Raw genomic sequence first — 22,714 nt, forward strand, 5'->3', positions numbered from 1 at the left:
GAATCCGACCCGCGCGATACCGTGACGGGATGGAACACCCCGCCACCGAGAGCGCCCTCGTCGCCGATCCGCTGCGGGCCGTGGACTGGCCCATCCGCACCGAGCGCCTGCTGCTGCGCCGCGTGACGCCGGCCGACATCGACGCGATGTGGGCGTTCCGCCGGCTGCCCGAGGTGGGCATGTGGATCGGCGGCGCGCCCGACACCCTCGACGGACACCGCGCGCGCATGCGCCGCAACAGCCCGTCGCTGGTCTCGATCGTCCTCCCCGATGAGGGCACCGTGATCGGCGACCTCATGATCAAGGTCGAGGACGCGTGGGCGCAGGCCGAGGTGGCCGCGCAGGCGCGCGGCGTGCAGGCCGAGGTCGGCTGGACGCTCGACCCCGCGTTCCAGGGCCACGGCTACGCCACCGAGGCGGTGCGCACCGCGATCGACCTCTGCTTCGGCCCGCTCGGCCTGCGCCGCGTGACCGCGAACTGCTTCGCGGCCAACGAACCCTCGTGGCGCCTCATGGAGCGCCTCGGCATGCGTCGCGAGGCCCACGCGGTGCGCGACAGCCTGCACCGCTCCGGCGAGTGGATGGACGGGCTCACGTACGCACTGCTGGCCGAGGAGTGGCGGGGGTAGTCAGAGCCTCCAGTTCTCCGGCGCCGACACCGCATAGTCCGCTACGCCGATCTCTTTGAAGTGCTCGGCCGCTGCCCTGATCTTGGCGTTCTCGCTCGGCCGGCGCTTCGCCGGGTCGAGCGTGCTCTTCGTCTCGCGGATCATGTAGATCCGGTCCTCGCCATCCTCCTGCTTGATGATCGCCCAGTCGGGGTTGTACGGCCCCACGGGCGTATCCACCTTGAAGGCGGGCGGAAGCTTGAGGAAGAGCTTGACGTCCTCGCGCGAGTCGAGCAGTCGGGCGAACTCCTCTTCGGGCCCCGAGTCGAACACGACGTGATCGAAGTCGGTCTTGGCCGTATTCGCGACCTTGTAGAGGTTGTCGGCGAAGTACTCCTTCTCCTTGGCGCCGTCGGCCTGCAGCTCGCGCAGCTCGTAGACGAATCCGCCGATCTTCTCGTACTGGATGCCGTTGGTGACGATGTGCTCGAGCACTGTTGTGATCTGCCGTTTGAGCATCGCGATCACGTCGTTCGGGTTCGCGAGGAACTCCTGAAGTCGGCCGCTCTTCAGCAGGATGTCGACGATCGTGCGTCGCGTGAGAGAGGTCGCCTCCTGCAGCTCCTTGATGATGTCCGGAAGGTCGTAGCTGCCCTGCAACTCAGCCGAGCGCGTGCCGAGCTGCTCGCCCTTTGCCCCTCCTCGAAGCACCCGCACGGCGGAGCGCGTTACCTCGATGCGCAGCGGCTCGATCGGCGGCTGCTGCGAGATCGCCGCGACACACTGGTTGATGAGGTCATCCCTGTTCACCGTGACGCGGTAGGTCGTGCGCTGTGCGATGGTCTCCCAGAAGTGCTCGAACTCCTCTGTGTTGTAGAGCGCCTTGTTGAAGGTGCGCTGCACCCGCTTGCTCACCGGCTTGATGTACGTGCCGATGTTCGCCTTCGCGACGCGCTCGATGATCTCGCCCTCGTACTCGATGAAGACGTCGGGCAGGTTGAGGCTGAAGTCGACGGTGTGCGGCTGGAACTTCTGCGTCACGTGCCCCTTGGCGTCGATGAAGCGCTCCTTGGCGAGGTGTTCCCACACCGACACGGACCGCTCGTAACCGAATAGCTCGTCGGTCGCCGCCCCATCCGCGCCTCGCAGAAGGATCCTCGAGAACTCGTTCTTGCGGACGCGCCCGATCTCCACGCCTTCCTTCTCGAACTCGGTCTGCAGGTTCTTCGCGAACTGCTGCACCGACTCGTTCGCGATGACCGTGAGCGTCGCGATGCTGCGGTCGGCGACCCGCACGTAGCCGGTGTCGGTCTTCGCCACGGGCAGTCGCAGTCCGCGGCCGAGGGTCTGGCGGCGCTCGGTCTCGGCTCCCATCTCGCGCAGGGTGCAGATCTGGAACACGTTGGGGTTGTCCCAGCCCTCGCGCAGCGCGGAGTGGCTGAAGATGAAGCGGACGGGTTGGTTCTCGTCGAGCAGGCCCTCCTTGTCGCGCATGATCAGTTCGTACGCGTCGTCATCCTTCGCGGTGGAGCCGGTGGTGTCGCCGAAGACGCCCTTGCGGATCTGCGAGAAGTACGCGCGACGCACGTCGCGCGCTTCATACGGCAGGAGTTCCTGATAGCGGGCGTTCTTGGCGCGCTCCTCGGCGTAGACCTCGTCGAACCAGCGCACGATCTCGCCGTTCGCGTCGTCGTTGTTCGTCCCGTCACCGAGGAAGCTGGCGACCTTGTCGACGAAGAAGAGGCTGAGCACCTTGATGCCGCGGCCTCGCAGCAGAGCCGTCTTGTGCAGGTGCTCGCGCACCGTCTCGCGGATCATCTCCTTGTAGATCGCCTCGTTGGCGCCGCCGACACTCTCCCCCTCGTAAAGAGACGCGTGCGTGAGTTCGACGAAGGGCGGATCGGTGCGGATCTCCATCACGCGCCACCCCTCGTAGACGGGGTTGTTGGTGATGGCCTCGGCGGAGAGCTCCTGGTTCTGGCGCACGTTGACGGCACGCCGCTCGAGGGAACCGTCGGCCTTGCGGCAGGAGAGTTCGAGCCGCGCCGTCCAGGGATCCGTCTTGACGCCGAGCAGCTTGACGTAGGCCTTGGCATCGGCTCCCATCTGGTGTGCGTCGGCCACCGCGATCTGCTTCACGAGCCCGAGGTCGTGCGCGTCGACGGGGTCGAGCCGGTAGACGACGTTGCGCTTCGTCTTGTGGGTCGCGCTGTACCGCAGCGTGAAGGCGGGGTCGAGGTCTCCGACCGCGGACTGCGACAGCTTCGACTCCATGTTCTGCGGTTCGTCCATGACGACCACCGGGTTCGTCGCACTCAGGTAGTCGATCGGCCGCAGGCCGTTCAGCTTGTCGCGCGTCTGATGAATGATGCGCGTGTTCGCATTGCCGCGGATCGCGTCGATCGTCATGACGAGGATCTGCACGTTCGTCGCCGTGGCGAACGCCTGCACTTCCTCCGCGTTCTTGCCGCTGTACACCGAGGCGTCGAACGTGATCCCGTGCGGCTTGTAGAGCGACTCGAAGTGGTCGCGCATGAGCCGGATGCTCGTGTTCACGCCCTCGCGGATCGCGACGCTCGGCACGAGGATCACGAACTTCGTGAACCGGTAGTTCTTCGCGAGCTCGAAGATCGTGCGCAGGTAGACATAGGTCTTGCCCGTGCCGGTCTCCATCTCGATGTCGAAGTCGAGTGCCTTCGGGTCGTGCAGGGATGGCGACACGGCGAGGCCGTTGCGGTCCTGCACGCGCTGCAGGTTCGTGAGGATCGTGTCCCGGTCGAGCACGAGGCTGTTGCCGATCGCTCCGACCTCCTCGCGCACGAGCAGCCCCTGGCCGGTCTCCGTGTGCGCGGCGCCGCGGAGGGCGCGCTCGAGCTTGTCGCCGTCCGCCGGCTGCCCGTCGAAGAGGTCGACGACGGAGGCGATCGCCTCGAGCTGATACTTCTGGCTGGCGTCGAACTGGAAGCTCATCACGCCGTCCAGAACTGGATGCTCTTGCTCTTGCAGAGCTGTGCCGTGTTCGTCTTGAGCTCGTCGTCACCCTGGAAAGCGTCCTCGAGCACGATGAGCCGCTCGGGCAGCCCGTCAGCGACCGCGCGCAGCTGCTCGAGCGACGGCTTCACGTGCTCGTTCAGGTACGCGAGCACAATCCCGTCGTTCACCGATCGCAGCTCGAGCCCCGCGATCTCGACCGGCGAGATCCTCTCCGTGAGCGAGAAGCCCTGCTTGAGCAGCAACTCGGTCAGCAGGTCGTCGACGGTGGCGTCGTCATTCGCGCTGTCGCGTAGGTCGAACAGGTGCTGCTCGAGCGCGTTGAGATCGGCATCGCTGGAGAGGCGCCACTTTGCGAAGTTCGTATCGGCGAGAGCATAAGCCCGGAAGCCAAGGTCGAGCGGCACCGGGCGTAGCCCAACCTCGTCCGACATCGTCGCGGCGATGCGGTTGCCTGCACGGTCGATACGTGCACGCGAGATCTCGGATATTGTCGCGAAGCCCTTCTCGAGAGCCTCAGAACCTTCGCGAATAGGCTCCGGAAGTTGCACCAGGATGAACTGACGGGTACCGCCGTCCTCGGCGTTGAGTTCCATGACTGCGTGCGCCGTGGTTGCGGAGCCAGCGAAGAAGTCGAGCACCAGAGCATCAGAATCTGCGATTGAAACAATCCGCTTCATGAATGCCAGCTGCTTGGGGTTGTCGAATGGAGTGTCTAGGGCCTGCAGCAACGCGTAGTCGGGGCGCTGGTCGTCCGACATGATCGACTTAGGGCGCTGCCCCTCGTTCTCGTCGAGGTACCGCTTGATCGTCGGCAAACTGCCGTCCGAATGAAAGTGCACGCGCCCTTCCGCGACAAGATCGGCGAGCTTCTCTTCGTTGAACCGATACCCTCCGGGCGGTACGGGGTCGTCCCTTCCAGTCACGGGGTTGTAGAGCGGCACCATGTTACCATTCTTCACGCCGCCGAGATTGTCCTTTCGGTAGAGGCCTCGCGCGTCGAAGTACCAATAGTTAGTGAAATCGATGAACCGCGGGTAGTTGGTGAGTTGCTTGAGCTCCTGGGTGATCTCATCGTTTGATAGCCCCATATCCTGGAGCTTCTTGACACGCCGCTTGTACTCTTCGACGTTGTTCTTTGGCACGGACCACTTGTCGTTTGCGTGCTTCGCGTTCAGGACCGCGATGTTGCGAGCGTATACCAGGCAGTACTCATGACTAACCGAAACGAACAGGCTCTGATTCTTCGAGCTGTTCGTGTTCCGCACAATCTGCGCGATGAAGTTGCTGGCACCGAACACCTCGTCGCACATCGCTCTGAGGTTGGGCTGCTCGTTGTCATCGATCGAGATGAAGATTACACCGTCATCCGTCAGGAGATTCCGCGCCAGCTTGAGCCGCGGGTACATCATGTTGAGCCAGTTGGAGTGATAGCGACCCTGCGCGTCGGTGTTGGTCGAAAGCTTCCTGCCCTCCTCGTTGACCTGACGAGTCCATTCGAGGTAGGTGTCGAGACCCTCCCTGTAATTGTCCGGGTACACGAAGTCGCCGCCGGTGTTGTATGGAGGATCGATATAGATCAGGTCGATCTTGGCGTGGTAATGCTTCTGCAGAATCTTCAGCACCTCGAGGTTGTCGCCCTCGATAAAGATATTCTTCGTCGTGTCCCAGCTCTTCGAGTTCTCGAAGTCGGGCCGCAACGTGGCCGTCGTCGGCTCCTGAGCGGCCCTCATCGCTCGCTTCTTGCCGGGCCAGAACAGGCCGAAGCGCTCCGAGTCGTCGGCGACGTCCTCAGCCAGCAGCTCCCTGAGCTTCTCGACGTCGACCTTGCCGTCGGCGATCGCCTCGGGCACGAGGTCGTGAAGCTGCGCGGCGAGCTCGGTACGGAAGTTCGGCGTGGCCGGCTCGGCCTCGTGGATGAGGTCGTCGGTGTCGTCGGTCATGTGTGACTGCCCTTGTGAGATGCCCGACGCCGCTAGGCGTCGAGACGCCAGCGGATGGTGAAGAGGTGGTCGGTGGTCTGCGTGCCGCGCAGGGACTGCTCGATCAGGTCGAGGTAGGAATCGGCTTCCTCGCGCAGCTGCCGGCGCACGACGCGGAACTCCTCGTCGGCGTCTTCAGCGCGCTGCTCCCAGCGACGGGCCTCCTTCTTGAGGCGCAGCTGCTCCATCGGGTCGGAGGCGGCTCGCGCGAGCTTGCGGACTTCCTTCTCCTTCGCCCGGAACTCGCGGATGCGGCCCTCGTGCTCGGCCTTTCGGTCCTGCTGCGAGCGGTAGAGCAGCTCCTCCTGCTGCGCGTAGTGCCGGGCGTTGCGCCCCTGCACGTCCTGCGTCAGTTCGACGCGACGCGACTCGAGGCGCTCGGCGAACGGCGCTTCATCGATCGCGGCCGCAAGTTCTCGCACCTCGATGCACGCGAGCCCGAGCAGATCGGCGACGTACTCCTCGTCAAGCCACCGCCCGTCGTCGGTCAGTGCGCCGGCGAGCATGTACGACTCGGAGACGTCCTCCCCGCGTGCGGACATCCGGAAGGTGATCTCGCTCGCAGTGAGCGTCCCGGTCGCGCCGACGAGGCCCTTCAGCGCGGCCGGGACCCGGTCTGATGCGGAAAGCGAGAACACCAGTTCCCGCGGCGGTGTCTCGCGCTCCTTCGCCCGCCGGATCACGTCCTGCGCGAGCGCACCCGCATAGCGGTACTGGTGCGCGTTCTCGAGCGGCTGCGACTTGAAGTAGTAACGACCGGTCGGCACACCGGTAACCGGGTACTTGTGCAGCACAAATGTGCGGCCATCGCCCTCGAAGGTGGCGACGTCCGCGAGCTCGTGGCGCGTGACGGCGAGCAGCAGCCGCTCGAACGTGTTGAGCACGACGCCGGCCTCGGCATCGTAGGCCTTGAGGCGATCCTGAACGTGCGGGTCGAGGTGGTCGAACACCTTCGCCTTCGCGCTGGCCATCTCGCGGGAGATCTCGGTCGCGTACTGCGCCTCGAGTGCGTCGAAGGCGGCCTCGAGCTCGGCGGCGGTCTTGCACCGCGTGAGGATGTCGCCGATCGACTTCTCGAAGTCGAAGCCGTCCTCGATCGAGCCCAGCACCTCATCGCTCGCGCCGAACACACTGGAGAACAGGCGGAACTTGTCGGCGAGCAGCTCGAGGATCCGCGCCTCGGCGATATTGCCCTTGTTGGCGAGGTTGACGACGACGACGTTGTGCTTCTGGCCGAAGCGGTGCACGCGCCCGATCCGCTGCTCCACGCGCTGCGGATTCCACGGCAGGTCGTAGTTGACGAGCATCGAGCAGAACTGCAGGTTGATGCCCTCGGCGGCTGCCTCGGTGGCGATCATGATCGTTCCGCCCGGCGCGTTCGACGTGCGGAAATGCTCGACGAGCGCCTTGCGCCGGTCGACGGCGGGGATACCCGTCACCAGGTCGCTGTCGCGGTGCGCCTCGAGCCAGCGGCGGTAGATCTCCGTCTGCTCGGGCGCATCATTCGAGCCGTTGAAGAGGACGAGGCCTTCCCCGCGACCCGCCTCACGCAGCGTGCGCGCGAGGTAGTCCTGCGTCTTCGTGGAGTCGGTGAAGATGATCGCCTTGTCGGCGGCGCCGAGTTCACGCAGCCGCGCGAAGCCCAGGTCGAGCGCCTCGAGCAGCTTCACGGCTTTCTGGTTGACCGTGATCGAACGCGCCAGGGCTGCGTACTCGCGCAGCTCGGCCGCCTCGTCGGCCATCGCCGCGAGGTCGCTCGCGTCCAGCGCGCGCGCTGCAGACGGCCCGAATCGCTGCTCCTGGACCTCCTCGAGCATGTCGCCGGCGAGGTCGTCGTCGACGGCGAAGTCCGTGGCAATCGATCGCTGCGTCGAGCGACCGCCCGCCGCCGCCTCGTCCGCGAGACGATCCGCGATCCGTTGCAATGTGCTGGCGACCGCGTAGGTCGAGGACCCCAGGCGCTTTCGGATGATGAGCGCAGCGAGGTGACGTTGGGAACCACTGAACGCATACAGATGCTCACGCTGCAGGTACTCGTTGACGAGGTCGTAGAGCGTCTGCTCGTCCTCCGACGGCGTGAACTCGACGGTCAGGGGCAGGCGCTCCGTGAACCGGATGTACTTGTCGGCATCGCGTCGCAACGTGCGCTTCGAGATCGCGGCGACGCGTTCCACGAGGTCGTCGTCGCCACCCTTCACGTACCGCTCCCGGAAGGCGTCGAGAGACGTGAAGTAGCCCGGATCGAAGACCGAGACCAGCCCGAAGAGCTCTTCGAGGCGGTTCTGCAGCGGAGTCGCCGTGAGCAGCACCGTCTTGTGCGCGTTCTGCACGATGCGCGCCACGGCCGCCGCTGACTTGGTCTTACCCGTCCAGTGGTTACGCAGACGGTGCGCCTCATCTGCGACCACCAGATCCCACGAGGCCAGCAGTGAGTGCTCGTGACGCTGTGCGAACTCGTAGGAGCAGATCAGCACCTGCGCCGCATGACCGGGGGCCAGCAGATCATCCTTCGAGCGGGGGTCGATGATCGCCGACGGCAGTGCGAACTTCTCGAGCAGCTCCTGCTGCCACTGCTGCCGCAATGGCGATGGTGCGATGATCAGGATCCGCCGGCGGCGTTCCGCCCAATACTGCGAGATGACGATGCCGGCCTCGATCGTCTTTCCGAGGCCGACCTCGTCCGCCAGGATCACGCCAGGCAGGAACGGCGTCTGCAGCGCGAAGAGCGCCGCGTCGATCTGGTGGGGCTTCGGCTCGACCTGTGCGTCGAAGAGAAGCCCGGCGAGCTTGCCCACCTGGTCGTTGGCGTAGGAGCGCTGCAGCTCGTGCGCGAAGTACTTCGCCTGATGGTCGGTGAGAGTGCTGTTCATGGCCCGACGACGGGTCGTCGCCTGCGCGAATCGCCCACCTTTACCCGAAGCTCGATAACCATGTCGGGACCATCATGGTACAAGTACCCGGGTCTATGCACCCTGGCGCTGGGGACCGGGCACGTTCACGCTGGATCGGTGCCACGCGTTCCCTCCGAAGCCGCCGCGCACATCGGGCGGCTGGTGGCGGCCCGGCGGACGCGGCTGACGATGACGCAGGATCAGCTGGCGGCGGCGACCTCGATCGATTCGTCGAACATCCGCGCGTACGAGAGCGGGCGGTCGCTGCCCAGCATCCAGTCGCTCGTGCGGATCGCCGAGGCGCTCGATGTCGAGCCCGGAGAGCTGCTGAGCGGGATCACCGTGGAGATGTTCGCGCCGCGGGCCGTGGACGGGCGGCGGCGCGCGAATCGGTAGCCGCGGGCGGGTTGGCGCGGCGGGCTTGCGGTGGTCGCTTCATCTTCGCTCGCTGGCGCTCGCTACGTTCAGCAACCGATTGAGTGCAGCCGATGAGGTGCAGCAACCCGTCACCCCGCGGCACCCGGAATAGGCTGACGACATGGCCCAGACCGACGCACGCACACGGCGGGCCGCGCTCGTGTACAACCCGTCGAAGGTGAACGGCGCCAAGCTGCGCGCGCTCGTCGAGGCGCAGTCCGCGCGCTCCGGATGGGGCGAGCCGATCCTGCTCGAGACGAGCGTGGAGGACCCCGGGCAGGGGATCACGCGCGAGGCCCTGGCGCAGGGAGCGGCGGCCGTGCTCGTGGCCGGCGGCGACGGCACGGTGCGCGCCGTGGCCGAGGTGATGGACGGATCCGGCGTGCCGCTCGCGATCGTGCCCAGCGGCACCGGCAACCTGCTCGCCCGCAACCTGCTGCTGCCGCTGGGCGATCAGCAGGAGATGGTGCGCGCCGCGTTCGAGGGCGAGACCGTGCCCGTCGACATCGGCATCGCGCGGCTGCTGCGCGCCGACGGCACCACCGAGGAGCACGCCTTCGTCGTCATGGCCGGCATGGGGCTGGACGCGGCGATGATCGCGAACACGAAGGCCGACCTGAAGAGGGCCGTGGGCTGGGTGGCGTACGTCGACGGGGCGGCGCGCTCGCTCATCGGTGCCGAGCCGTTCCGCGTGGTCTACCAGACCGATCCACGCCCCGGATCGAAGACCGCCACGCGCACCCTCACGCGCATCCACTCGGCGCGCGTGCAGAGCATCCTCGTCGCCAACTGCGGCGCCCTGCCCGGCGGGATCGCGCTCATTCCCGACGCCTCGATCCTCGACGGCACGCTGGATGTCGCCATCATCCAGCCGACGGGGGTGTTCGGCTGGCTGGGCGTGTGGCGCAAGGTGTGGTGGGACAACTCGGTGCTGCGGCGCTTCCGCGCCGGCCGACGGATCGTGGAGCGGCGGCACGACACGTCGGTGCGGTACCTGCAGGCCACCGACATCGAGACGGCCACGCCCGATCCGCAGCCCATCGAGCTGGACGGCGACGAGTTCGGCGCGGCCACGCGCATGGACTGCACGGTGCACCCCGGCGGTCTGCTCGCGGCGGTCCCGAAGGGCCACCCGATCGCCGCGATCTGATCCGGCGCGAACGGCCCTACTGCAGCGCCGAGGTCAGCCGCGCGAGGTTGTCGAGCACGCGGGAGCGCAGCGGCTGACGCATCCACTCGTCGAGCGTGAGCTCGCGGCTGAGGCCGCGGTAGGTGTCCTCCACCTCGCGCATCTGGCGCACGAACTCCTCGCCGCGCACGAGCAGCGAGATCTCCAGGTTGAGGCCGAACGAGCGCATGTCCATGTTGCTCGAGCCGATCACGGCGACCTCGTCGTCGATCGTGAGGCCCTTGGTGTGCAGGATGTACGGCTTGCGATACAGCCAGATGCGCACGCCCGCCTTCAGCAGCGCCTCGTAGTAGCTGCGCTGCGCGTGGTAGACGACCGCCTGATCCCCCACCTCCGAGACGAACAGCTCCACCTGCACGCCGCGGTCGCACGCCGACGACACCGCGAGCAGCAGGGCCTCGTCCGGCACGAAGTACGGGCTGATCATGATGATCTTCTCGCGCGCCGCGTACATCAGCGAGAGGAACAGGCGCAGGTTGTTCTCCACCTCGAACCCCGGGCCCGACGGCACCACCTGGCAGTCGAGGTCGCCCGATCCGGACGGCATCTCGCGCAGGTCCACGCCGTCGGGAACGCTGTCGGTCTCGCTGAACCAATCGGAGAGGAACACGGCGTCGACGCTCGAGACGACGGGCCCGTCCAGCCGCACCATCACGTCGACCCAGCGCAGGCCGCGGCGGATGTTCGCGCGCAGGTTGTAGGTGCGGTCCGTGATGTTCTGCGACCCGAGGTACGCCACCACGCCGTCGACGACGACGAGCTTGCGGTGGTTGCGCAGGTCGGGCCGCTGCCACTTGCCGCGCAGCGGCTGGATGGGCAGGGCGAAGCGCCAGTCGGCGCCCATGGCCTTGAGCCGGCGGATCGTGCGGCGGTGGTGCGGCTTGACGAGGTTCGCCCAGTGATCCAGCAGCACGCGCACCTGCACGCCGCGCGCGCAGGCGTCCTCGAGCGCGCGGAAGAAGCCGTCCGTCGTCGCATCGGACTTGAAGATGTAGAACTCCACGTGCACGTACGAGCGGGCGCGGCGGATGTCGGCGGCCATCTCGTCGAGGCTCTGCTGGTAGTCCGAGATGATCCGCACGCCGTTGTCGCCCGAGATCGGCAGGGCGCCGAGCTCGCGGTTCATGCGCACGAGCGCCGTGAACCACTCCGGCTGCCCGGGGCGCAGGCTGCCGCCCTCGAGCATGTCGTTCACCTCGCGCAGGTACTCGTTCGTCTGCGCCTGGCGCCGCCGCTTGTCACGCGGCAGGCGCGGGCTGCCGATGAGGATGAACAGCAGGATGCCGGGGATCGGCAGCAGGAAGATGGCGAGCAGCCACGCCATGGCCGAGGTGGGCTTGCGATTGGCGGGCACGATGAGCACGGCCACGATGCGGATGGTCATGTCGACGATCCAGACGATGATCGCCCACCACGACGCGCCGAGTGCTCCCCACAGCCAGTCCAGAAAGTCCACGCGCCCCTCCTCGCCTCAGCGTACCGGGGGCGTGCGCGTCACTCGGATCCGGGCGCAGCGCCCTGGGTGCTCGCGGAGCCGGCGTCGGCGCGGGGCGGAAGGCCGCGCTTGGCGCGCTCCTCGGCCTCGATCTTGGCGTAGGCGCGGCGCTCGGTGCGGTCGAAGCGCAGGATGTTGCGCAGCACGAACCAGAAGACGAGCGCGATCGCGATCGTCGGCAGCAGCGACCACACCACGGCTGCCCAGTAGCTGTCCACGTCTCGATCCTATCCGCGCGGGCGCACCGGATCCTGGGAGCGCGGGCGGCGATACGGGCGTTGGCTCGACGCGGGCGTGGGCTCGGCCCGTCCACAAGCGCCGGATCGCGTGGATCGGCGGATCCGTCCTGTGGATCGCGGGACGCGGCGGGGCGGGAGGCGAAGGATCGTCCGCATGACCACGATCCTTCGCGCCCCTTCCCCCGCCCGGTTCCTGTCACTCGTGCCGCATCTCGCCGGCTTCACGCCGCGCGAGAGCGTGGTGCTCGTGCCGTTCCGCGACAGCCGCAGCCTCGGCGTGCTGCGGCTCGACCTGCCCTCGCCCGGCGAGGACGAGGCCGCCTTCGCCGCCACGGCGATCGGCACCGTCTGCCGCGTGCGCGACGCCGACGGCGTGGCGCTCGTCGTGTACACCGATGCGCCGTGCCACGGCGCCTGGCGCGGCGGCGCCGGCGGGCTCGTGCGGCGCGGGCTCGTGGATCGCATCACCGGCCGCGCCGGTGAGTGCGGTCTGGCGGTGCTCGGGGCGCACCTCGTCGCGCGCGACGGCTGGGCCTCGTACGGCGACCCGGCTCCGCCGCGCCCGCTCACCGAGGTCGAGCCGCCGCCGGATGTCGACGGCGGGCGCGGTCCGGTCTCCCGCGACCAGCACGCGGGGCTCGAGCTGCCCCGCGTCGGCAAGGCCGCGCGCCGGCGCGTGGCGCAGGCGATCGCCGAGCTGCAGGGACGCGTGCCCGGCGCCGTCGGCGACGGCGAGGGCGCCGGCGCCGACGGCGGCGACGCCAACGCGGGCGCGCGGCCGAGCGGTAGTGCGGAGCCACGTGCCGCTCAGGGCGGCGCTCGGGGCGGCGCCGCGCCGGACGAGCAGTCGCTCGCGGATCTGCCCGGCGTCCTCGAGGACGCGCTGTCATGGGATCCGGACGACCTGCACCCCGCCGAGGCCGCCTTCCTCGCGCTCGCGCTCGGCACGCCTCTGCTGCGCGATGTCGCCCTCACGCAGTGGAGCGCCGACCTCGACGCCGGTCGGCGCACGCTCGCCTGGCAGCTGCGGTTCGCGCAGGGGGACGCCGGCCTGCCCGACGAGCCGGTGCGACTGGCGGGCGACGGACCGCGCCCCGACCCCGAGCGCCTGCGGCGCGGACTGGAGCTGGCGAGGGTGGTCGCGGCCAGCGTCGGCTCGCGCCGGCGGGTCGGTCCCCTGGCGAGCGCGGGGTGGCTCAGCTGGGCGCTCGGCAACTCCACGCACGCGGGTTGGTACGTCTCGCGCGCGCTCGAGGTCGACCCCGGGCACGGGCTCGCGCGCATCCTCGCGACGATGCTCGCGAACGGCTACCTGCCGGCGTGGGCGTTCGAGCGCCCCGAGCGCGGTGCGCCGTGAGCGCAACCGCCGCGGCGGGCGCCGCGTTACTTGACGAGCGGGAAGAGGATCGTCTCGCGGATGCCGAGGCCCGTGATCGCCATGAGCAGGCGGTCGATGCCCATGCCCATGCCGCCCGTGGGCGGCATGCCGTGCTCGAGGGCGCGCAGGAAGTCCTCGTCGATGCGCATGGCCTCGTCGTCGCCGCGATCCGCCAGGGCCGCCTGCTCCACGAAGCGCTCGCGCTGGATGACGGGGTCGACGAGCTCCGAGTAGCCGGTGGCCAGCTCGAACCCGCGCACGTACAGGTCCCACTTCTCCACGACGCCGGGGATCGAGCGGTGCTCGCGGACGAGCGGGCTCGTGTCGACGGGGAAGTCCATCACGAACGTGGGGCGCTCGAGATGCGTCTTCACGAAGTGCTCCCACAGCTCCTCGACGAGCTTGCCGTGTGTCGCGTGCCGCGGCACCTCGACGCCCGACTTCTCGGCCAGTGCGAGCAGCTCGACCATCGTCGTCTCGGGCGTGATCTCCACGCCCGCGGCCTGCGACAGCGACGGGTACATCGAGACGCGGTCCCAGTCGCCGCCCAGGTCGAACTCCGTGCCGTCGGCCCACGTCACGGTCGTGGATCCGGCCACCGCGACCGCGGCGTTCTGGATCAGCTCCTGCGTGAGGTCGGCGATGCCGTTGTAATCCGAGTAGGCCTGGTAGGCCTCGAGCATCGCGAACTCCGGGCTGTGCGTCGAGTCGGCGCCCTCGTTGCGGAAGTTGCGGTTGATCTCGAACACGCGGTCGATGCCGCCCACGACCGCGCGCTTGAGGTACAGCTCCGGGGCGATGCGCATGTACAGCTCGGTGTCGAACGCGTTGGAGTGCGTGATGAACGGGCGGGCCGTAGCCCCACCCGGCTGCACCTGCAGCATGGGCGTCTCGACCTCGAGGAAGCCGTGGCGGGCGAACGTGTCGCGCAGGCTCGCGTTCGTCTTGGCGCGCGCGACCACCGTGGTGCGGGCCTGCTCGCGCACGATCAGGTCGAGGTAGCGCTGGCGGACCCGCGTCTCCTCGTTCAGGTCGCTGTAGAGGTTCGGCAGCGGCAGCACGGCCTTCGCGGCGATCTGCCACTCCTCGACCATGATCGACAGCTCGCCGCGGCGGCTCGAGATCACCTCTCCCGACACCGAGACGTGGTCGCCGAGGTCGACGAGCTCCTTCCATCGGGCGAGCGACTCCTCCCCCACGTTGGCGAGCGACACCATCGCCTGGATGCGCGATCCGTCACCGGCCTGCAGCGAGGCGAAGCAGAGCTTGCCCGTGTTGCGGCTGAACACCACGCGGCCCGCGACGGCGGCGGTCTCGCCGGTCTCGGCACCCGCCTCGAGGTCGGCGTGCTGCGCGCGCAGCGCCGCGATCGTCGTCGTCACCGGCACCGACACGGGGTACGCGCCCCCGGCGGCCGAGTCGCGCTCGGCGATGAGCCGCTCGCGCTTGGCCAGGCGCACCGCCTTCTGCTCGAAGATGTCCTCTTCTTCGCTCGCGGCGGCGTTCTCGGCGGGGGTTTCGGACATGCGCGGGATCCTCGACAGACACGGGAGGCGGATCGCGGCCGAGCGACCGCGGAAGACGGCTCCCAGTCTAGTGATCGCCCGCCGCGGCCCCTCTCGGCGGGCGCACAGCGGCCCGGCCACACGACCGCACCGTGGCGGGCGGTCCGGATCAGTCGTCGAGGTCGGGCGGCAGGTCCGGGATCGCGGGCGTGGCCTCGGCGAGCGCGTGATCGACGGTGGAGCGCACGAGCGACGAGAGGAAACCGCCCGGGTTCTCGACGCCGATGCCGCGCAGGATGCCGGTGGCCTGCTGCACGATCTGACGCGAGAACTCGCTGGCGGTGGCGATCGCCTCCGCGTAGGCGGCGCGGTCGGACTCTGCCACCACGACGGGCTCGCACCCGAGCTCCACCGCGAGCGCCTGCGCGATGGGCAGGACGGCCGACGGCGCGGTCACGGCCGCATAGGTGGCGGCCAGCTGGCGCAGGTCGATGGAGGTGCCCGTGAACGCCATGGCGGGATGCACGGCCAGCGGGATCGCGCCCTTCTCGGCGGCCGGCCGCAGCACCTCGATCCCGTGCGCGGCGTCGGTGTGCAGCACGAGCTGCCCCATCTGCCAGTGCCCGGCCTCGGCCAGCCCGCCCACCACGCCGGGCAGATCCGCGCGCGGCACCGCGACGACGACGAGCTCGCTGCGGCGCAGCACCTCGGGCGCCTCGAGCACCGGCACGTCGGGCAGCACGGCCGACGCCCGCTCCTCGTCCGACGCGCGCGTGCGGCCGGTGAGCGCGTGCCCCGCCCCGGCGAGCGCCGCCCCGATGACGGGCCCCACCCGCCCCGAGCCCACGATGCCGACCCCGAGCCTGCCGTCGCGCCTCACGCCGTCGAGCCTACGCGAGCGCACGCGACCGACGTACGGCATGGCGAATCCCGATCCGCCGCGCGGCTCGATCCGCCGGCGGCGCCCTGTCAGCGGCGCGGGCTGTGGTCGACGGGACTCTCCAGCAGCGGCGCGAAGGCGAGCTCCGCCGGCGCCACCTGCATCAGCCGCGAGCGCATGCGCGCACGCTGGAGGCGCACCTCCCGGCCCTCGGCGCCCACGGGATGCACGCGCACCGCGTCGGCCAGGCGCTCCCGGCTCGTCGCGAGCAGCACCCCCAGGTACCCCGAGAGCACGACGACCTCGGGGGCGAACGCGTTGACGAAATTCGTGAGGGCGATCGAGAGCACGTCCGCCTGACGGCCGACCTCGGCGAGCACTCGGTGGTCGTGCACGATGCCCAGTTCGATGTCGAGCTCGTCCTCGTCGAGCTTGCGCCGGCCCAGCAGCTCGAGAACGGGACCCGGATTGACCTCCACCCCGAGGCATCCCCGACGTCCGCACGCACAGCGCGCCCCCGTGGGATTCACGACGGTGTGACCGAGCTCGCCCGCGAAGCCCGAGGTGCCCCGCAGCAGGGCGCCGTCGAAGACCAGCCCGCCGCCGATGCCGTTGACGGAGCCGCTCAGGTAGAGCATGTTCTGCGCCCCGCGCCCCACGCCGAATCTCGCCTCGGCCATCGCCCCCACGCTCGCGTCGTTGCCGACCGCGATGCGCATGCCGAGGACGTCCTCGAGTCGTCGGCCGATGTTCTCTCGCTTCCATCCGAGGGGCGGCGCGACGAGCACGGCACCGGAGTCGTCGACGAGGCCGGGGATCGCGACGCCCGCGCCGACGAGCCGGTAGTGACGGTCGATATCGGCGCGCATCCCGTCGACGAGTGACGCGGTGATCTGGCCGAACCGGCGGGGACTCGGCGCGGCCGAGAGGTCGTGGCGCACGCGCGAGTGCACCGCGCCGCCGAGGCCGACGAGCGCCACCGTGACGGCGTCGGGCTCGGCGCGCACGCTCAGCGCGACGACGGCGTCGTCCGCGGCGACGCCGAGCGACGGGCGTCCGACGCGCCCCGTGGGAGCCGTCGAGGCCTCGCGCACGAGGCCGAGGTCGATCAGCTCCGTCACCAGCCCCGTCACGGTCGATCGGTTCAAGCCCGTGGCGGCGCCGATGTGCGAGCGCGACAGGGTGCCCTCCGCGTGAACCAGGCGCAGCACCGCCGACAGATTCTGCTGCCGCACCTCCTCGTTCGTCGTGCGCCCGACCGCAGACCGCGTCGCCGGCCGCGGGACCGCACCGGCACCGGCTGCCTCCTCATCCATCTCGATCAACGGTATGCCTCACACCTCGGCCGTCATGTGACGCATCAGCAGCTCCTGCGTGGCATCCTCACGGGCGACCTCGGCCGTGATGCGTCCCGCCGACAGGGTGTAGATCCGATCCGAGAGGCCGAGCACCTCGGGAAGCTCGGACGAGATGACGATGACGGCCTTCCCCTGCGCGGCGAGCTCGTTGATGAACCCGTAGATCTCGTACTTCGCGCCCACATCGATGCCGCGCGTCGGCTCATCGAGGATGAGCACGTCGGGAGTGGTGAACAGCCACTTCGCGAGCACGACCTTCTGCTGGTTCCCGCCCGACAGGGTTCCGGCGATCGCCTGCACGTCCCGCGTCTTGATGTTCATCTTGTAGCGATACGCGTCGGCGACCTTTCGCTCCCGGATCCGGTCCACGAGGCCGGCCTGCGAGAGCCGCGCCAGACCGGCTGCGGACACGTTCGTCTGGATGTCGCCGATGAGGTTCAGCCCGTAGCGCGCGCGATCCTCCGTCGCATAGGCCAGGCCGTGCGCGATCGCCTCGCCGACGGTGCGCAGCCGGATGCGCTCGCCGCGCTTGAAGACGGCGCCCGAGATCGCGGAGCCGTACGACCGGCCGAAGAGGCTCATCGCGAGCTCCGTGCGGCCCGCCCCGATGAGGCCCGCGAAGCCGACGATCTCGCCGGCGCGCACGTGGAAGCTGACATCGTCGACGACGACGCGGGCGGGGTCGCTCGGGTGATGCACGGTCCAGTGCTCCACGCGGAGCAGCTCGTCGCCGATGTCGGGCTCGCGCGGCGGGAACAGGCTGTCCAGCGCGCGCCCCACCATGGCCCGGATGATCCGCCCCTCGTCGGTGCGCGGGTCGTCGCGGCGCATCGTCTCGACCGTCGTGCCGTCGCGCAGCACGGTGATGCGGTCGGCGATGTCGAGCACCTCCCGCAGCCGATGCGAGATGAGGATGCACGTGATCCCCTCGCCGCGCAGCTGGCGGATCAGTCCCAGCAGCCTGCCCGAGTCGGCCTCGCCGAGCGCCGCGGTGGGCTCGTCGAGGATGAGGATCCGCACGTTCTTCGCGAGTGCCTTCGCGATCTCGACGAGCTGCTGCTGACCCACACCCAGATCGCCGACACGCGTCGTCGGGCTCACGTGCAGCCCGACGCGCGCCATCAGCGCCGCCGCCCGCTCGTTCGTCCGGGTCCAGTCGATCAGCCCCGCGCGGGTGAGCTCGCCGCCGAGGTGGAGGTTCTCGGCGACCGAGAGCTGCGGCACGAGCGCGAGCTCCTGATGGACGATGGCGATCCCCTGCTCCTCGCTGTCGCGCACCGAACGGAACGCGACCTCGCGCCCGTCCACTTCGATGGAGCCGTCGTAGGTTCCGGCAGGATGCACACCGCTGAGCACCTTCATCAGGGTCGACTTGCCGGCCCCATTCTCGCCGCAGATCGCATGCACCTCTCGGGCGGCCACGTCGAGCGAGACGTCCGCCAGCGCGGCGACGCCGCCGAACCGCTTCGTGATGCCCCTCATTCGGAGGATGGGATGTGACATACCCGCCGATCTGCGCGCCCTCGCGCTGCCCGTGTGCCGTCCCCGCATGTTATGCGAAAGTGATTTGTCTCTAGGGGCGACAATATGTATGGTTCCTCACAGCGGCTGCGATGGCACGCCGCCGCGCAGCCCGGCGTCGTCCCAACGTCGGCAATGCAATCGCCTTTCAATGGAGAGAGAAGACTATGAAGCGAACCGTCCTGCGCACTGTCGCAACGAGCGGAGCCGTCGTGCTCGCCCTGGGCCTCGCCGCGTGCTCCACGGAGTCCGCCCCCGAGGGCCAGAGCGCCGAGGAGATCACGATCGGCGTGGCCATGCCCACCGAGACCTCCGAGCGCTGGATCGCCGACGGCGACGCCGTCAAGAGCCAGCTCGAGGAGGCCGGCTATGACGTCGACCTGCAGTTCGCGAATGACGACATCCCACGTCAGCAGCAGCAGCTCGACCAGATGATCACCAACGGCGCCGACATCCTCATCGTCGCCTCGATCGACGGCACGGCGCTCGCCACCCAGCTCGAGAACGCCGCGAGCAAGGGCATCCCCGTCATCGCCTACGACCGCCTCATCAACGGCACCGAGAACGTCGACTTCTACGTGACGTTCGACAACTACGCGGTCGGCGTGCAGCAGGCGCAGTCGCTCCTGCGCGGCCTCGGCTACCTCGACGAGAACAACGAGGAGACCGGCCTCGAGGACACGAAGTCCATCGAGCTGTTCGCGGGCTCGCCCGACGACAACAACACGAAGTTCTTCTTCCAGGGCGCGATGGACACCCTTCAGCCGTACTTCGACGACGGTCGCCTCACCGTTCCCTCCGGCCAGACCGACATGGACACCGTGTCCACGCTGCGCTGGGACCAGGCGACGGCGCAGAAGCGCATGGAGGACCTCCTCACCAGCACCTACGACGGCGGCTCGCGCCCGCTCGACGGTGTGCTCGCACCGTACGACGGCATCTCGCGCGGCATCATCACGGCCCTCGAGAACGCCGGCTACGGCTCGACGATCGAGGAGGGGCTGCCGATCGTCTCGGGTCAGGACGCCGAGATCGCCTCGGTCAAGATGATCGCCGACGGTGTGCAGTACGCCACGATCTTCAAGGACACCCGCAAGCTCGCCACCCAGGCCGTCAAGGCCGCGGAGGCGTTCGCGAACGGCGAGGAGCCCGAGGCGAACGACACCGAGACCTACGACAACGGCGCCAAGGTCGTGCCGGCGTACCTGCTCGAGTCCGACATCGTCACGGCTGACAACATCACCGAGCTGCTCGTCGACTCGGGCTACTGGACCGAGGCCGAGATCGAGTCGGGCATCGCGGACTGACACCCCTCTCGCACACGCTCGCCCGGCCGCCGCGCTTGGCGGCCGGGCGAGCGTGTGCCACCCCTCGGTTAAGACGACAGGAGCAGCGATGTCCGACGCGATCCTCGAGATGCGCAACATCACCAAGAACTTCCCCGGCGTGAAGGTGCTCAAGAACGTGTCCTTGAGCGTCGAGCGCGGCGAGATCCACGCGATCTGCGGCGAGAACGGCGCCGGCAAATCCACCCTCATGAAGGTGCTCTCCGGCGTCTACCCGCACGGCTCCTTCGACGGCGAGATCATCTTCGACGGCGAGCCGCAGCGGTTCAGCGCCATCAAGGACTCCGAGCGGGCAGGCATCGTCATCATCCACCAGGAGCTGGCGCTGGTGCCGCACCTCTCGGTCGCCGAGAACATCTTCCTCGGCAACGAGGTGACGCGTGGCGGCCTCATCGACTGGAACGAGGCCAACGCCCGGGCCATCAAGCTCACGGAGCGCGTGGGCCTGCGCGAGAACCCCACCACCCCTGTCGGGCAGCTCGGCGTCGGCAAGCAGCAGCTCATCGAGATCGCGAAGGCGCTCACGAAGGACGTCAAGCTGCTGATCCTCGACGAGCCCACGGCCGCGCTCAACGACACCGACTCGGAGCACCTGCTCGGGTTGCTGCGCGAGCTGCGCGAGCAGGGCATCACCTGCATCATCATCAGCCACAAGCTCGGCGAGATCGTCGACATCGCCGACTCGACGACGGTGATCCGCGACGGCGAGACGATCGAGACGATCGACATGCACGGACCGGACGCCACTCAGGACCGCATCATCCGCGGCATGGTCGGGCGGGCTCTCGAGAGCCGCTTCCCGGACCGCACCCCGAAGATCGGCGAGGAGATCTTCCGCATCGAGAACTGGTCGGTGTGGCACCCCACGCAGGCCGATCGCATCGTCGTCGACAACGCCTCGATCCACGTGCGGGCGGGCGAGATCGTCGGGATCGCGGGCCTGATGGGTGCCGGTCGCACCGAGTTCATGATGAGCGTCTTCGGGCGCAGCTACGGGCGCGACGCCTCGGGCAAGGTCTTCCTGCACGGCAAGGAGATCTCCACGCGCACCGTCAAGGACGCGATCGCCAACAAGATCGCCTACGTCTCCGAGGACCGCAAGCAGTACGGTCTCAACCTCATCGGCGACATCAAGACGAACGTCTCCTCCTCGGCGCTGCAGAAGCTCTCGACGGCGTCGATCTTCGTCAACAGCAACGAGGAGATCCGGGTCGCCGAGCAGTTCCGCCAGGATCTGAAGATCAAGTCGCCGACGGTCGCTCAGGTCGTCGGGAACCTGTCGGGCGGCAACCAGCAGAAGGTCGTGCTGTCGAAGTGGCTGTACACCGACCCGGAGGTGCTCATCCTCGATGAGCCGACGCGTGGCATCGATGTCGGCGCGAAGTACGAGATCTACGAGATCATCAACGCCCTCGCGGCCGCGGGCAAGGCCGTCATCGTCGTCTCGAGCGAGCTGCCCGAGCTGCTCGGCCTCTCCGACCGCGTCTACACGCTCGCGTACGGCCGGATCACGGGAGAGATGCCCACCGCCGAGGCGACCCAGGAGAAGCTCATGTCTCTCATGACAATCGAACCCACTTCATCGAAGGAGGCCGCGGCGTGAAGAACAACGTCTTCACCGAGGTCAAGGATCTGCTGACACAGAATCTGCGCACGTCGGGCATCTACATCGCCTTCGTCGCGATCATCGTGATCTTCACGATCACCACGGGCGGCACGCTGCTGAGCCCCGAGAACGTGACGAACATCGTGCTGCAGAACGCGCACATCCTCATCATGGCGCTCGGCATGATCCTCGTGATCGTCGGCGGCCACATCGACCTGTCGGTCGGATCGGTGCTCGCCTTCGCGTCGGCCGTATCCGCCGTGCTCGTCATCCGCATGGGCATGCCCTGGTGGGTCGGCGTGCTCGCCGCCATCGTCATCGGCCTCCTCGTCGGCGCCTGGCAGGGCTTCTGGGTCGCGTTCGTCGGGATCCCGGCGTTCATCGTCACGCTGGCCGGCATGCTCCTCTTCCGCGGTCTGACCTGGCTCGTGCTCGACAATGTGTCGCTGTCGCCGTTCCCCCGCGAGTACCGCGAGGTCGCCAGCGGGTTCCTCGACGGCATCTTCGGCGTCATCACGATCGGCGAAGGCGAGGGCCTGAAGGCCGTGCCGCAGACGGTCGACGTGTTCACGCTGCTCATCGGCGTGCTGGCCGTCGTCGGCCTCGTCGTGAGCTCGTGGCGCAGCCGCCGGGCGCGCCTCGGCTACAACCAGCAGGTCGAGTCGATGCCGCTGTTCATCCTCAAGCTCGTCGCCGTCTCGGCCGTGCTGCTCGCGTTCGCCTGGGCGCTCGCGTACAACCGCGGCTTCCCGCTCGTGCTGATCCTCGTCGCCGTGCTGATCCTCATCTACAACGTGGTGACCAACCGCACCGTGTTCGGGCGTCACGTGTACTCGGTGGGCGGCAACCTCTCCGCCGCGCGCCTGTCCGGCGTGAACGTGCGCAGCGTCAACTTCTGGATCTTCGTGAACATGGGCCTGCTCACCGGCATCGCCGCCGCGGTCTTCTCGTCGCGGTCGAACGGCGCCCAGCCCGGCATGGGCAACATGTTCGAGCTCGATGTGATCGCGGCCTGCTTCATCGGCGGTGCGTCGACGATGGGCGGCGTGGGACGCGTCGGCGGTGCGCTCGTCGGTGGTCTCGTGATGGCGGTCATGACCAACGGCATGCAGCTGATGGGCGTGCCGCAGTCGGCTCAGCAGATCATCAAGGGACTCGTGCTGCTCGCCGCGGTCGCCTTCGACATCTACAACAAGCGTCGCGCCGGCGCGACGCGCTGATCCGCGCACCTCGATCGCCCCGCATGCCTCGGCGTGCGGGGCGATCGGCGTCTGTGGCGGACGCAGCACGGTCGGACTCGACGCTGTC

General features: G+C 68.5%; 16 protein-coding genes. 7 read left to right on the forward strand and 9 right to left on the reverse strand.

Features of this window, described 5'->3' with window-relative positions:
• Positions 1-29 precede the first annotated feature (29 nt).
• Positions 30-629 (forward strand): GNAT family N-acetyltransferase, encoded by a 600-nt coding sequence (locus ACODR5_RS06585; RefSeq protein ID WP_488983095.1) that lies wholly within the window; start codon positions 30-32, stop codon positions 627-629.
• Here the strand turns inward: ACODR5_RS06585 and ACODR5_RS06590 are convergent, their stop codons facing one another.
• Genes ACODR5_RS06590 through ACODR5_RS06600 form a run of 3 tightly spaced genes read right to left on the reverse strand, consistent with a single transcriptional unit; the run spans position 630 to position 8,451 of the window.
• Complete coding sequence (locus ACODR5_RS06590) at positions 630-3,578, reverse strand: restriction endonuclease (RefSeq protein WP_488983096.1); 2,949 nt, start codon at positions 3,576-3,578, stop codon at positions 630-632.
• The gene (locus ACODR5_RS06595) at positions 3,578-5,542 is read right to left on the reverse strand and encodes a site-specific DNA-methyltransferase (RefSeq protein WP_488983097.1); all 1,965 of its coding nucleotides are present in this window, start codon (positions 5,540-5,542) and stop codon (positions 3,578-3,580) included. The genes ACODR5_RS06590 and ACODR5_RS06595 overlap by 1 nt, the downstream gene beginning before the upstream one ends.
• A gap of 32 nt (positions 5,543-5,574) precedes the next feature.
• Positions 5,575-8,451 carry an SNF2-related protein gene (locus tag ACODR5_RS06600; RefSeq protein ID WP_488983098.1) on the reverse strand — a complete coding sequence of 959 codons (2,877 nt, stop codon included), beginning with the start codon at positions 8,449-8,451 and terminating at the stop codon, positions 5,575-5,577.
• 138 nt (positions 8,452-8,589) lie between these two features.
• Here ACODR5_RS06600 and ACODR5_RS06605 point away from each other — a divergent pair, with 138 nt between their 5' ends.
• Both ACODR5_RS06605 and ACODR5_RS06610 read left to right on the forward strand, forming a co-directional pair.
• Positions 8,590-8,868, forward strand: a complete 279-nt coding sequence (locus ACODR5_RS06605; RefSeq protein WP_488983099.1) for a helix-turn-helix domain-containing protein — start codon at positions 8,590-8,592, stop codon at positions 8,866-8,868.
• A 142-nt stretch (positions 8,869-9,010) separates the two neighbouring features.
• The gene (locus ACODR5_RS06610; RefSeq protein ID WP_488983100.1) at positions 9,011-10,039 is read left to right on the forward strand and encodes a diacylglycerol/lipid kinase family protein; all 1,029 of its coding nucleotides are present in this window, start codon (positions 9,011-9,013) and stop codon (positions 10,037-10,039) included.
• 16 nt (positions 10,040-10,055) lie between these two features.
• On the opposite strand, the gene cls is transcribed toward ACODR5_RS06610, so the two are convergent.
• Both cls and ACODR5_RS06620 read right to left on the reverse strand, forming a co-directional pair.
• A complete protein-coding gene (gene cls, locus ACODR5_RS06615; RefSeq protein ID WP_488983131.1) occupies positions 10,056-11,462 on the reverse strand; it encodes a cardiolipin synthase in 1,407 nt (468 codons plus the stop codon).
• A 110-nt stretch (positions 11,463-11,572) separates the two neighbouring features.
• Positions 11,573-11,791, reverse strand: coding sequence for a hypothetical protein (locus ACODR5_RS06620; RefSeq protein WP_449853756.1), 219 nt, complete (start codon positions 11,789-11,791; stop codon positions 11,573-11,575).
• Positions 11,792-11,966: 175 nt separating this feature from the next.
• Here ACODR5_RS06620 and ACODR5_RS06625 point away from each other — a divergent pair, with 175 nt between their 5' ends.
• Positions 11,967-13,169 (forward strand): DUF4192 family protein, encoded by a 1,203-nt coding sequence (locus tag ACODR5_RS06625; RefSeq protein WP_488983101.1) that lies wholly within the window; start codon positions 11,967-11,969, stop codon positions 13,167-13,169.
• A 26-nt stretch (positions 13,170-13,195) separates the two neighbouring features.
• Here ACODR5_RS06625 and lysS read toward each other — a convergent pair whose 3' ends face one another.
• The 4 genes from lysS to ACODR5_RS06645 form a co-directional block, all read right to left on the reverse strand.
• Positions 13,196-14,716 (reverse strand): lysine--tRNA ligase, encoded by a 1,521-nt coding sequence (gene lysS, locus ACODR5_RS06630; RefSeq protein ID WP_488983102.1) that lies wholly within the window; start codon positions 14,714-14,716, stop codon positions 13,196-13,198.
• A gap of 148 nt (positions 14,717-14,864) precedes the next feature.
• Entirely contained in the window at positions 14,865-15,617 is a 753-nt protein-coding gene (locus ACODR5_RS06635) for a DUF2520 domain-containing protein (RefSeq protein WP_488983103.1), read from the reverse strand.
• Positions 15,618-15,664: 47 nt separating this feature from the next.
• Positions 15,665-16,891: an ROK family transcriptional regulator gene (locus tag ACODR5_RS06640; RefSeq protein ID WP_488983104.1), complete on the reverse strand. Its 1,227-nt coding sequence runs from the start codon at positions 16,889-16,891 to the stop codon at positions 15,665-15,667.
• An 18-nt stretch (positions 16,892-16,909) separates the two neighbouring features.
• Positions 16,910-18,436, reverse strand: coding sequence for an ATP-binding cassette domain-containing protein (locus ACODR5_RS06645; RefSeq protein WP_488983105.1), 1,527 nt, complete (start codon positions 18,434-18,436; stop codon positions 16,910-16,912).
• A 185-nt stretch (positions 18,437-18,621) separates the two neighbouring features.
• On the opposite strand from ACODR5_RS06645, the gene chvE reads away from it, so the two are divergent.
• The 3 genes from chvE (at position 18,622) to mmsB (ending at position 22,626) form a co-directional block, all read left to right on the forward strand.
• Positions 18,622-19,761: a multiple monosaccharide ABC transporter substrate-binding protein gene (gene chvE / locus ACODR5_RS06650; protein ID WP_488983106.1), complete on the forward strand. Its 1,140-nt coding sequence runs from the start codon at positions 18,622-18,624 to the stop codon at positions 19,759-19,761.
• 88 nt (positions 19,762-19,849) lie between these two features.
• Entirely contained in the window at positions 19,850-21,403 is a 1,554-nt protein-coding gene (gene mmsA / locus ACODR5_RS06655) for a multiple monosaccharide ABC transporter ATP-binding protein (protein ID WP_488983107.1), read from the forward strand.
• The gene (gene mmsB / locus ACODR5_RS06660) at positions 21,400-22,626 is read left to right on the forward strand and encodes a multiple monosaccharide ABC transporter permease (RefSeq protein ID WP_488983108.1); all 1,227 of its coding nucleotides are present in this window, start codon (positions 21,400-21,402) and stop codon (positions 22,624-22,626) included. The genes mmsA and mmsB overlap by 4 nt, the downstream gene beginning before the upstream one ends.
• The last annotated feature ends 88 nt before the right edge of the window (positions 22,627-22,714 follow it).

It is taken from the genome of Microbacterium sp. FG3, assembly GCF_057809335.1.